We start from the raw sequence: 11,344 nt of genomic DNA, 5'->3' as shown, positions 1-11,344 counted from the left end.
GGGTGGGGGTGGGTGGACTCCGAAGCGCCTGAAAGAAACCCATCCCCATCCTGTCCGTCCCAAGGCTGGCCTTGCACAGCCAGCCCGCTCGGACGGCGCGAAGCAGTGCTTCGCGAAACCCCGTCCTTGCCCCCTTGAAGGGGAAGGTACCTGCTGATTGGCTCCTGCGGATCACTGCGCCGCGCGGCGGTTGTCGTACATCATGTAGCGCGACGTCTCGTGGAGCCCTCGGGCCAGTGCGGCCAGGCGCGCGAATTCTTCCGGGTGGGCTTCGGCGACGTTGTCGGTCGGCGTCTTCGACGCGAGGTCGTGCATCGTCGCCTTGCTGCCGTCGTGGTTCATCTGCACGAGGAAGTTGCGTGTCACGGCGCCGATCAGCGGGAAGGCGCCTTCGCGCAGGATCACGTGCACCGCCCGCTCGCCTTCGGGCGCGGGGAGCTGCACGTCGCGGCCGAGCGCGCCATTGCGGTACTCGATGCCGAGCAGGCCGGCGACGGTCGGCAGCAGGTCGACGAGGCTCGCGGCTTCCTCGAACACGCGCGGCTGCAGCAGCTTGGGCGCGTAGATCACCGCGGGGACGTGGGTGCTCTCGAGGTTGAGCTGCTCGAAGGCGGGGGGCATGAAGGGCAGGCGGCTGATGCGGCCGTTGTGGTCGCCGAAGAGCACGAAGATGGTGTTGTCGAACCAGCCGTCGCGCTTGGCGATCTCCATCAGGCGTCCGATGTTGTGGTCGAGCAGGCGCACCGCGTTGTACTGGCCGACGTCCTGGAAGCTCGCGTCCTGCACTTCCTGCAGCGAGGGCTTGCGGATCTCGAAGCCTTCGTTGTCGGCGGGGATGGTGTAGGGGCGGTGGTTGCCGGCCGTCTGGATGTAGGCGAAGAAGGGGCGCTTGGCGGCGTCGGCCTTCAACAGCGCGCTGCTCTCGCGGAACAGGTTGAGGTCGGAGATACCCCATACGTCGTCGTTGGGCGACTTCCACGCGCCTTCCTCGACCAGCTCGATGCCGTCGATGCTGCTCTGGATCAGCGCGTTCATGTTGGCCCAGCCGGCGCTGCCGCCGATCGCGTACACCTTGCGGTGTTCCTTCAGCGCGTTGATCACGGTGTGCTGGTTGCTGATGAAGGGGTTGCGCGTCGCGCTCTCGGCGCGGGCGGCGTCGGGGATGCCGGTGATGCTGGCCCACACGGTCTTCGCGGTGCCGGAAACCGGCACATGGAAGTTGCGGAACAGCCAGCCTTCGCGGGCGATCCGGTCGAGGTTGGGGGTCGGGTCGAGCGGATTGCCGAAGGTGCCGAGGCGGCTCGCGCCGAGCGATTCGAGCATCACGAAGACCACGTTGGGTGCGCGCTGGAACTGCAGGCGGTGCGGCTGCGGGCTGATCTGGCGCGTCACGGTGAGTTTCTCGGGGTCGGGTTCGGTGACACCGAGGTAGCGGACCATCATCTCGTAGTGCTTGGCCACCTGCGCGCGGTCGAAGGTTTCCTGCGGCGTGCGGATCGTGTCGTAGATGAAGATCACGGGGTTGAGGCCCAGCGCGCCGACTGCCGAGTTGCCGGACACGAAGGCGTCGCTCCAGCGCAGCGGCACGGGGTTCGACGGGTTGATGCTGGTGACGCGCCCGATCAGGCCCAGCAGGGTCAGTATCGTCAGCGCGACGGCGGCGACTGCGGCGCGCGAGATCGTCGGCGTCACGCGTGCCGGTCGGTCGAGCAGGTGGCGTTCGAGGCGGATCGCGGCCCACAGCACCAGTACGGAGGCGGCGAGCCAGCCGGCGGCGATCTTCAGCACCGGATAGCTCTGCCACAGCATGCCGGCGGAGATGTCGGTGTTGCCGAGGAAGCGCAGGATGGTCGAGTTGATGCGCAGGCCGAGGTAGTCGTAGTGGCCGAAGTCGAGCACGTAGAGGAGCAGGACGACGAGGATCGCGAGGCCCAGGTAGAGCCGCGACAGGCCGCGCACGGCGCGGCAGCGCACGAGGTTCGCGCGCGGCAGGAAGGCGAGCAGCGCGACTGGCAGCATCATCAGGATCGCCAGACGCAGGTCGAAGCGCAGGCCGATGCCGACGGCCTCGACGATGCGCTCACTGCCGATGCCGCCCATCGCGTCGAAATCGGCGAAGCCGATCAGGAAGGCGCCGCGCAGCAGCGCGAAGACGGCGAAGAACAGGGCCGTGCCGCCGAGTAGGTAGCGCACGCGGCGGGAGTGGAGCCAATCGGTCAGGAGCATGGGTGTTCGTGTATCAAAGAGCGCTCAGGGGCGGCCGGGCAGCATCGCGTCGAGCCAGCGATGGAGCGGCGAATCCGCAGGCCAGTTGCGCAGGAAGCGCGCGCGATCGCGGCGCCAGGCGCGGTGGAAGCCAGCGATTGTAGCGTGCTGGCGGGCGGCATCAAGGTCGATCAGCAAGGACTTGTTACCGTCCCACAGCAGGTTGGTGGCCTTCAAATCGCCATGGCTTATGCGCTCCCGATACAGGGTATCGAAGAGCGTCTTGAGCGATGCGGCTTCCGCGGGCGCGGGTGCCGCGTCGGGCTCGAGATGCGCACGCATGTCGGGGCCGTCGCAATATTCGGTGACGAGCCACGCGCGCGCGCGCAGGGGGCCCCAGCGTTCCTCGATCAGCGCGAGCGGCCTGGGTGTCGGGATGCCGAAGAGGGACAGGCGATGCGCCTCGCGCCACGAGTGCCAGGCACGCGTCGGGCGCCACGCGCGCGAGATCGCGTGGCCGAGGTGCTTGAGGTTGTAGCGCTTGACGACGAGCTGGCGGCCGCCGAGCTCGACGCGCGCGACGGTGCAGGTGTTGCCGCGCTTGAGCGAACGGCCGGATTCTATCCAGCGGTCGGGGTCGGCGAGGAGCGGCGTGAGGGCGTCGGCCTCGCTGCGTACGACGGCCTCGAAGCGGTGCAGGCTGCGGCGCACGCGGAACAGCGTGCAGTCGCGGCCGGTCTTGGCGAGATAGTCGCGCAGGCGCCAGGCGCGCTCGTGGCGCAGCGCGCGGGCGAGCACGGCGTCGTCGAGGGTGGAGGCGCCGCCGTCGCAGTAGGCGTCGAGGAGCGGTGTGAGCGCGCCGTCCCAGGTGCGCGGCAGCTGCGCAATCAGCATCGCGAGGTCGCGCGCGGCGGGTTTGGAGGCGAGCGGTGCGTTGGCGGTCGTGACGGCGTCACCGTCGATCAGGTAGAGGCGCCCGTCGTGCACCAGGAAGTTGCCGAAGTGCAGGTCGTCGTGGGCGAGGCCGGCGCGATGCAGGCGTCCGAGCAGACTGAAGGCGGGTGCAAGGAGTGCAAGCGCGGCGGCGTCGCCGGGCGGACGCTCGGCGAGCGGGCGCCAGTGGTCGAGGAGCGTCGTCGCGCCGTCGAGAAACTCGGTCGTCAGCAGGTGGCCGCCGCCCGGCAGCGCGTCCGCGGCGACGAGCGCGGGGGTCGGGATGCCGCCCGCGGCGAGCGCCGCGATGCCTTGCCGCTCGCGTTCGGCGCGGCGGGCGCTGTCCTTGTCGACGAAGAGTTTTGCGAGCACGCGGCGGCCGTCGAGCAGGCTGTCGCCGACGATGCGCTTGCCGGGCAGCACGCGCAAGAGGCGCGTCATCACGAGTGTGCGGCCGTCGGCGAGCGTGACGCGGAAGGGCACGGCGGGGGTGCGTCCGGCGCCGCGCAGTGCGGCCGCGTCCGCGAGCGGGGCCGGGCCGGGCACGCGCTCGGGCGGAAGGTCCGGCAGCAGCGGCTCGGTCATCGGCGGGCGGCCTTGCGGTGGCGGCGCTGCAGGATGCTGCGCGCGAGGCGCGTGGCTTCGTCGTCGAGGGCGTCGCGGCCGAGGTAGCGCAGCAGGAAGCGCAGGCGCTCGGTCGCGGCAGGGCCGCGGGTGTGGCGGTTCAGCGCGTCGAGGTCGCGCGCGCGGTCGCGGGCGCCGAGGAACAGTGGGCGGGTCTTTTCGAGGTCGATCAGGCGCGCGCTGGCGCGGGGGCCGTCGACGCGCACGAAGACGTGCTTCGGGTACAGGCAGTTGTGCAGGTGGCCGGCGCCGTGCAGCGTGCGTGCAAGGCCGGCGACGGCGTCGACGATCGCGCGCCGTGTCGCGCGCGGCAGCGCCGGCCAGTCGGCGAGCCAGCGGTCGAGCGGCTTGTGATCATCGAGGGCGCGCGTGACGAGCAGCGCGCACGCCTTGCCGGCGATGCGACGCTGGCCGAAGAACACCGCTTCGAGCGCGGGCACATCGTCGTGCTGGTAGCGGCGGATGTTGCGGAACTCGCGCGCGAAGGTGGCTTCGCCGAGCGGGTGGCGCAGGCTGCGGCTGAGGTGGTCGATCTGGCGCTTGAGGTAGAACGCCTGCACGGAGCCGTCGGCATCGGCGAGCTCCAGCCGGCTCACGCTGCTCCAACCGCCGCGGCCGGTGTTGGGGGTGTCCACGGTGTCGAGTTCGAGTGCCCACAGCGCCGCGAAGCTGTCGAGGCCGTGGCGCGCGAACAGCACGCGGGCGGAGTCGGCGAGGTAGTCGTCGCGCACCTTACTCGCGTCCTTCGAAAAATGCCGTGATGCGCCGGATGCGGCGCTTGTCGGCCGCGTCGAGGCGGCGCTTGCCGGCGTAGTCGAGGTAGAAGCGCAGGCGCTGCGTGCGCGTGAGATGGTACTTCGCGACCTTGTCGAGGCAGGCGAGGTCCTTGACGATGCGGTAGGCGAGCAGGGGGCCGCGCCAGAACGTGCCGCCGGGGCAGTCGATGAGGTAGAGGCGGGGGGCGTGGCCTGTGGGGTCTTCCTTGCCTTCCCCGCCTTCATCGACGAGCAGGTTGCGCCACTTCAGGTCGTTGTGCGCGAAGCGGTGCGCGTGCAGAGTGCGCGTGATGTCCGCGAGCTGCCGCGACACGCCGGCGACCCAGCGGCGGTCCTTGAGGCGCGGATCGTGAGCGAGCGCGAGCTTGGCGAGGTCGGTCGTGCGCGGCAGCTCGGCGGTGATCATCGCGCCGCGCGCGAAGGCGCCCAGGCGACGTTCCATGCCCCAGGCGACGACGGTCGCGGTCGGGATGCCCCAGGCGGCGAAGTGGCGCAGGTTCTGCCATTCGGCCTTCACGCGCGGCCGCCCAAGCCAGCGCCGCAGATGCTTGCCGGCGCCGTGGTAGCGCTTGATGTAGTAGTGGCGGCCGGCGACTTCGACCTTCAGCACTTCGGAGAGCGGATCGCGCGCGATGCGCTGGCCCGCGAGCGCGAACACTGAGTCGAGCGAGCCGAAGGCGGTGTGCAGCGCGGTCTCTGCGCCGGTCGTGCGCAGGTAGTCGTTGTTCAGCTTCCAGCCGCTCATCGTTGCAAGGCCGGCCGGTGGGCGAACTTGCGCTCGTAGCGGCGCTTGAGGCGCGCGGCCTCGCGTTCGAGGTGGGCCAGCAGGCGCGCCTCGCGGCGCAGCGTGTCGCGCAGCGGGCCGGGGAAGTAGTCGCGCAGGAAGCGCAGCTTGTCGCGCCGCGTGAGGCCGATGTCGAGCGCCGAGAAGTACAGCGCCGCGAGGTCCTTGTCGCGCCAGCGCCGCGGCGTGCGGCTGCGCAGCTGCGCGCGGTGCAGGTCGATCACCGACAGGCGCAGCCGGCCGGGGGCGGGCGGCGGGTCGAGATCGAGCAGGAAGTGCACGAGGTAGAAGTCGCGGTGGTTGATGCCGGCCTCGTGCATGCCGCGTGCGATGCGGGTGACTTCCTTGAGCAGCGCGCGCTTGAGGGCGACCGGCGGCGGGTTGCCGGCCCAGTTGCGGGTGAGGGCGTCGAGGTCGGTCGTCGGCTCCAGCGCCTCGGTGATGAGGAAGGATTCGCGCCGCGCCGGGCCGCGCCCGCGATCGCCGAAGGCCACCGCCGTCATCGTGCCAAGCCCGTGCGCGTGGAAGGCCTGGATCGCGCGCCATTCGTTCTCGGCGCCGAGCACCGGCAGGCGCCCGCGCACGAGGTTCTCGAGGATCTCGCCCCAACCGACGCCGCGGTGCAGCTTGGCGTAGTAGCCGCGTCCATCGATCTCGAAGCGGAAAGTGCGCCGGCCTTCGAGCTCGCGCACGACGGTGCCGGTGAGCGCAGCGGCGGCCGCGAAAGGGTCGCGGCCCGCCCACAGCGTGGCGAAGGGTTCGGCGAGGAAAACCGTGCTCATCTGCGCTGGCCGAGGATCACGTCGGCGGCGCGCTCGGGCAGGCTGTAGAGGTCGTGGCTGTCGGCATACGCGAGCGCGTTGCGCTGCCATTGCGCGCGTGCGGCGGCGTCGCCGAGCATCTGCGCGAGCGCGGCGTTCATTGCGGCCTGGTCGAAGGGTTCCGCGATGACGCGTCCGGCGTCGGCCTCTGCGATGTAGTGCGCGTAGCCGCAGGCGCCGCTGACGAGTGCGGGCAGGCCCGCGACGAGGGCTTCGAGCAGCACGGTGCCGGTGTTTTCGTGGCGCGCCGGGTGGGTGAACAGGTCGGCGCCGAGCAGGAAGCGCGGCACGTCGCTGCGCCCGCCGGGCAGCGACACGCGCCCGGCGATGCCCAGCGTGTGCGCCTGGTCCAGGAAAGGCTTGGGATCGTCGGCACCGAGCGCGATCAGGTGCGTGCGGTGCTTGAGCGGCTCGGGCAGCGCGCCGATTGCCGCGAGCGTGCGATCCAGGCCCTTGCGCGGGAAGTCGGAGCCGATCTGCACGACCAGCAGGTCGTCGTCGGCGAGGCGGAACTCGCGCCGGAACGCGGCACGGATCTCGGCGGCGTTCGCGGGGGCGCGGCGGTCGGGGGCGATGCCCGGCGGCAGCGGGTGGAAGCGGCGCTGCGGCGTGCCGTAATACTGTGCGAACAGGGCCTGCTGCGCGGGCGAGATGGTCAGGATCCCGGTATGCACCTCGGGCGCGAACACCGCGCGCTCGTAGGCCGAGAAGTGGCGGTAGCGCGGGCTGTAGCGGTAGAGGGGCTTCCTCAGGCGGCGTGCCTTGTCCTCGTAGCATGGGTCGGCGGCGTAATACACGTCGAGGCCCGGCATCTTGTTGAAGCCGACGACGCGGTCGGCGGGGCGGCGGCGCAGGTCGGCCTGCACCCAATCGGTGAATTTCGCGTAGCGGCCGTGGTTGGTGAAGGCCTTCACCGGCACGCGCACGAGTTCGAAGCCCGGCGGGACCTCGCCCTGCCATTCCAGCGCATACACGCGGATGTCGTGGCCGCGCGCCTGGCAGGTCAGCGCGATGCGCAGGAAATCACGCTGCAGGCCGCCGAAGGGGAAGTACTTGTACAGGCAGAACGCGAGCTGCATCAGCGGGCCTTGCGGTCGAAAACAGGGCGCAGCACGGCGCTGCCGTCGTCCGGCTCCGGGGCGGCGCACGCCGGCTCCGCGCACGGGACGCCGTCGGCGATCACGGACTGCAGCGCGCGCCACACGCGCTCCGGCGCGAGGCGCGTGAAGCACAGCGGCTGCTCGGTGGCGAGGTCGAAGCGGGAGCGCTCCTCGTCGGTCGGCTCGTGCGTGCAGCGGCGCTGCAGGCAGGGCGCGCAGGCCATGTTCGACGCGAAATGGAACTGGTTATGGCCCCAGGCGCCGGTGAAGCCGGGGTTGGTCGGCCCGAACAGCGATAGCGTCGGCACGTCGAAAGCCGCCGCGAGATGACCAAGGCCGGTATCGACGGCGACACAGGCGCGCGCGCCGGCGAGCTGTGCGGCGATGCCGGCGAGCTTGAGGCGCGGCAACACGGTGACGTTGGCGAGGCCGGCGGCGAGGCGTTCAGCGCGTGCGCGCTCCTCGTCGTTGCCCCAGGGCAGGCGCACGGCCCAGCCGCCGTCGCGGGCGAGTTCGAGGAGCCGCCGCCAATAGACTTCGGGCCAGTGCTTGGTCGTCCAGGTGGTGCCGTGCAGGAACAGCAGGTAGTCGCCTTCGTCGCGGCCCGGCGGGAGCACGCGGCGGCGGTCGAGGCCGTATTCGCCCGGCCCCTCGGGCAGCGGGTAGCCGAGTGCGCGGGCAAAGAGCTCGCGCACGCGCTCGACCGCGTGGCGCCCGACCGGCACGGCGTGGGTATGGGTGTAGAAGCGCGTCGCGAACGGCTCGCGCGCCGAATTGCGGTCCAGGCCGTGCACGGGCCGGCTGGCGTAGCGCGTCAGGAAGGCGCTCTTGATGAGGCCCTGCGCGTCGATCGTCGCGTCGTAGCGGACCTGTTTCAGGCGGCGGGTGAAGCGGCGCCATTCGCCGCTGCGCAGCGCGGCAAAGGGCGACTTGCGCCAGCGCCGCACGGCGACCGGGATCACCTCGTCGACGGCCGGATGCCACGACGGGATCTCGGCGAAGGCTTCCTCGACGACCCAGTCGAAGCGGATGCCGGGGATCGCGCGCGCGGCATCGGTGAGCGCCGGCAAAGTGTGGATGACGTCGCCGAGCGACGAGGTCTTGACGACCAGTACGCGCATCAGGCGGCTCCGCGGGTGTCCTGCGGCGCCGTCACGCCCAGCGTCGCCAGCGACGCGAGCACGCTCGCCGGCGTGATCTCGTGCAGGCAGCGGGTGTGGCCGAGCGGGCACACGCGCTCGAAACACGGCGAGCATTCGAGGCGCAGGTAGCGGACCGCGACGCGGTCGGACAGCGGCGGCGTGTGGTCCGGGGTCGAGGAGCCGTACACGGCGACCAGCGGCCGGTCGAGCGCTGCGGCGACGTGCATCAGGCCGGAGTCGTTGGTCACCGCGGCGGCGCTCATCGCCAGCAGGTCCACGGCATCGCCGAGCTGGGTGCGGCCGCACAGGTTATGCACGCCGTTCCCCGCCTTCGCCGCGATTTCCTGGCCTGCCGGCGCGTCCTTGGCCGAACCGAGTACCCACACCTGGTAACCGCGCTCGACGAGCTCGGCGGCGAGTTCGGCGTAATGCGCGAGCGGCCACTGCTTGGCGGGGCCGTATTCGGCGCCGGGCATGAAGGCGATCGCAGGGCGGTCGGGATCGAGGCCCAGTTCGGCACGCAGGCGCGCCTGGCTGGCCGGCGCCGCGACCAGGCGCGGGCGCCGGAAGGGCTGTGGCAGGGGTTTGCCGGCGGGGCGGCCGAGCGCGACGAAGCGCTGCACGGTCATCGGCAGCGCGCCCTTGTCGAGGCGGCGCATGTCGTTGATGAGGCCGTAACGCATCTCGCCGCGGAAGGCGGTGCGCTGCGGGATGCGGGCGAAGAAGGGCGCCAGCGCGGATTTCAGCGAACCGGGGAGCACGATCGCCTGGTCGTAGCGCCGCTTCGCGAGTTCGCGCCCGAGGCGCCAGCGTTCCTTCAGGCCGAGCTGCCCGTGGCCGAGCGGCATTGCGATGCCGCCACGCACCTCGGGCATGCGCTCCAGGATGGCCAGCGACCAGCCCGGTGCGAGCACGTCGATCTCGCACGGGCCTTCGGCCTTCAGGGTCATGAAGAGGCTCTGCGCCATCACCATGTCCCCGACCCACGAGGGGCCGACCACGAGGATCTGCCGCGGCGCGGTCATCCGCGGTTCTGCGCCAGCCAGTCCATGTACTTCGGCACGCCGATTTCCACCGGCATGAATTCGCCCGCGTAGCCGGCGGCGCGCAGCGCATCCATGTCGGCCTGCGTGTAGCTCTGGTAGCGGCCCTTGAGGTGTTCAGGGAAGGCGACGTAGTCGATGCCGCCGCCCCCGCCTCCAGCTTTGTGCCACCTGATCGCGGCGTGCGCGACTTCGTTGAAGCTCTGCGCGCGTCCGGTGCCGACGTTGAAGATGCCCGACACCTGCGGGTTGTCGAGCAGCCACAGGTTCACGGCGACGACGTCATCGACGTGGATGAAGTCGCGCCGCTGCTCGCCCGGGCCGTAGCCGTCCGAGCCTTCGAAGAGGCGCAGGCGATCGCTTTCATCGAGCTGGTTCTTGAAGTGGTGGGCGACGCTCGCCATGCTGCCCTTGTGCTGCTCGCGCGGGCCGTACACGTTGAAGTAGCGCAGTCCGGCGACCTGGCTCCTGACGTTCGGCAGTAGCGGGCGCAAGTGGCAGTCGAAGAGGAACTTCGAATACGCGTACATGTTCAGCGGGCGCTCGAATTCGCGCGCCTCGCGGAAGGTCGGGCCCATGCCGTAGACCGAGGCAGAGGACGCGTACAGGAAGGGAATCCCGCGTTCGACGCACCAGCCGAACAGCGCCTTGGTGTATTCGTAGTTCACCGCCATCACGAAGCGGCCGTCCCATTCGGTGGTCGAGGAGCAGGCGCCCTCGTGGAACACCGCCTCGACGCGGCCGAAGTCCTCGCCGCTTTGGATGCGGCGCAGGAAATCGTCCTTGTCCGCGTAGTCGCGGATGTGCGCGTCGGCGAGGTTCAGGCACTTGCGCCCGTCGGTGAGGTCGTCGACGACCAGGATGTCGGTGATGCCGCGGGCGTTGAGCCCGTGCACGATGTTGCTGCCGATGAAGCCGGCGCCGCCGGTGACGATGTACATGCTGTACTCCTTGATCAGTGCGTGCTGGCGAGGGCCTCGCCGAGCTCCGCGCGGCTGACGGTCGCGGTGCCGAGCTTGCCGACGACGACGCCGGCGGCGACGTTCGCGAGCGCCGTCGCGTCGGGCAGCGACAGGCCGCACGCGAGTCCCGCGCCGAGTACCGCGACGACGGTGTCGCCGGCGCCGGTGACGTCGAATACGTCGCGCGCACGGGTGGGCAGGTCGAGCGGGGGGTGCCCCTTCTGCAGCAGCGTCATGCCGCGTTCGGAGCGCGTGACGAGCAGCGCCTCGAGGTCGAGCGCATCGCGCAGCGCCTCGCCGCGCTGACGCAGCGTCGCGTCGTCGGCGCAATGCCCTACGACCGCCTCGAATTCGGAAAGGTTCGGCGTGATCACGGTCGCGCCGCAATAGCGGCCGAAGTCCGTGCCCTTGGGATCGACGACCACCGGCACCTTGTGTTCGCGCGCGACGCGGATCAGGCTGCCGACCTGCGCGAGCGTGCCCTTGCCGTAGTCCGACAGCACCACCGCGCCGCTCGCGCCGACCGCGTCCTCGAAGGCCTGCTCGATGCCGGCGCTTTCCAGCACCGCGAAGCTGTCTTCGAAGTCGAGCCGGATCAGCTGCTGGTGGCGGCTGATGATGCGCAGCTTGGTGATCGTCGGGTGCTGCGGCGCTTCGAGCAGGCGGCACGCGACGCCGCCCGATTCGAGCCGGTCGCGCAGCAGGCGCGCGGCTTCGTCGCGGCCCACGAGGCCGACGAGCTCCGCTCCGGCGCCCAGCGAGGCGGCGTTGAGCGCGACGTTGCCGGCGCCGCCGGCGCGGTATTCGTCCCCCTCGACCTTCACGATCGGCACCGGCGCCTCGGGCGAGATGCGGGTGGTCGAGCCGTGCCAGTAGCGGTCGAGCATCACGTCGCCGACGACGAGCACGCGACCGGCAGAGAAATCGGGCAGGGGAGGCAGCATGGACGGGGAG

At 70.8% G+C, this 11,344-nt stretch carries 10 protein-coding genes; all 10 read right to left on the bottom strand.

Annotated elements, in window-relative coordinates:
* Positions 1–171 precede the first annotated feature (171 nt).
* The 10 genes from GPA27_RS26635 to rfaE1 are packed head-to-tail and all read right to left on the bottom strand — an operon-like array spanning position 172 to position 11,334.
* On the bottom strand, positions 172–2,226 hold the full coding sequence (locus tag GPA27_RS26635) for an LTA synthase family protein (protein WP_169143448.1): 2,055 nt from the start codon (positions 2,224–2,226) through the stop codon (positions 172–174).
* 24 nt (positions 2,227–2,250) lie between these two features.
* On the bottom strand, positions 2,251–3,723 hold the full coding sequence (locus tag GPA27_RS26630; protein ID WP_169143447.1) for a lipopolysaccharide kinase InaA family protein: 1,473 nt from the start codon (positions 3,721–3,723) through the stop codon (positions 2,251–2,253).
* The gene (locus GPA27_RS26625) at positions 3,720–4,493 is read right to left on the bottom strand and encodes a lipopolysaccharide kinase InaA family protein (protein ID WP_169143446.1); all 774 of its coding nucleotides are present in this window, start codon (positions 4,491–4,493) and stop codon (positions 3,720–3,722) included. Before GPA27_RS26625 ends, GPA27_RS26630 begins: the two co-directional genes overlap by 4 nt.
* A 1-nt stretch (position 4,494) precedes the next feature.
* The gene (locus GPA27_RS26620) at positions 4,495–5,283 is read right to left on the bottom strand and encodes a lipopolysaccharide kinase InaA family protein (RefSeq protein ID WP_169143445.1); all 789 of its coding nucleotides are present in this window, start codon (positions 5,281–5,283) and stop codon (positions 4,495–4,497) included.
* Positions 5,280–6,104, bottom strand: a complete 825-nt coding sequence (gene rfaP / locus GPA27_RS26615) for a lipopolysaccharide core heptose(I) kinase RfaP (RefSeq protein ID WP_169143444.1) — start codon at positions 6,102–6,104, stop codon at positions 5,280–5,282. Before rfaP ends, GPA27_RS26620 begins: the two co-directional genes overlap by 4 nt.
* Entirely contained in the window at positions 6,101–7,222 is a 1,122-nt protein-coding gene (locus GPA27_RS26610; RefSeq protein ID WP_169143443.1) for a glycosyltransferase family 4 protein, read from the bottom strand. Before GPA27_RS26610 ends, rfaP begins: the two co-directional genes overlap by 4 nt.
* A complete protein-coding gene (gene waaC, locus GPA27_RS26605; RefSeq protein ID WP_169143442.1) occupies positions 7,222–8,364 on the bottom strand; it encodes a lipopolysaccharide heptosyltransferase I in 1,143 nt (380 codons plus the stop codon). Before waaC ends, GPA27_RS26610 begins: the two co-directional genes overlap by 1 nt.
* Positions 8,364–9,410, bottom strand: a complete 1,047-nt coding sequence (gene waaF / locus GPA27_RS26600; protein ID WP_169143441.1) for a lipopolysaccharide heptosyltransferase II — start codon at positions 9,408–9,410, stop codon at positions 8,364–8,366. Before waaF ends, waaC begins: the two co-directional genes overlap by 1 nt.
* Positions 9,407–10,369, bottom strand: coding sequence for an ADP-glyceromanno-heptose 6-epimerase (rfaD, locus tag GPA27_RS26595; RefSeq protein WP_169143440.1), 963 nt, complete (start codon positions 10,367–10,369; stop codon positions 9,407–9,409). The genes waaF and rfaD overlap by 4 nt, the downstream gene beginning before the upstream one ends.
* A 14-nt stretch (positions 10,370–10,383) precedes the next feature.
* Positions 10,384–11,334 carry a D-glycero-beta-D-manno-heptose-7-phosphate kinase gene (gene rfaE1, locus GPA27_RS26590; protein ID WP_169143449.1) on the bottom strand — a complete coding sequence of 317 codons (951 nt, stop codon included), beginning with the start codon at positions 11,332–11,334 and terminating at the stop codon, positions 10,384–10,386.
* Positions 11,335–11,344 lie beyond the last annotated feature (10 nt).

Origin of the sequence: Aromatoleum toluolicum, from assembly GCF_012911005.2 — a bacterium.
Taxonomy (GTDB): Bacteria; Pseudomonadota; Gammaproteobacteria; order Burkholderiales; family Rhodocyclaceae; genus Aromatoleum; species Aromatoleum toluolicum.
Note: the sequence above shows the minus strand (reverse complement) of the source record. Positions and strands in the feature narration are given on the sequence as shown.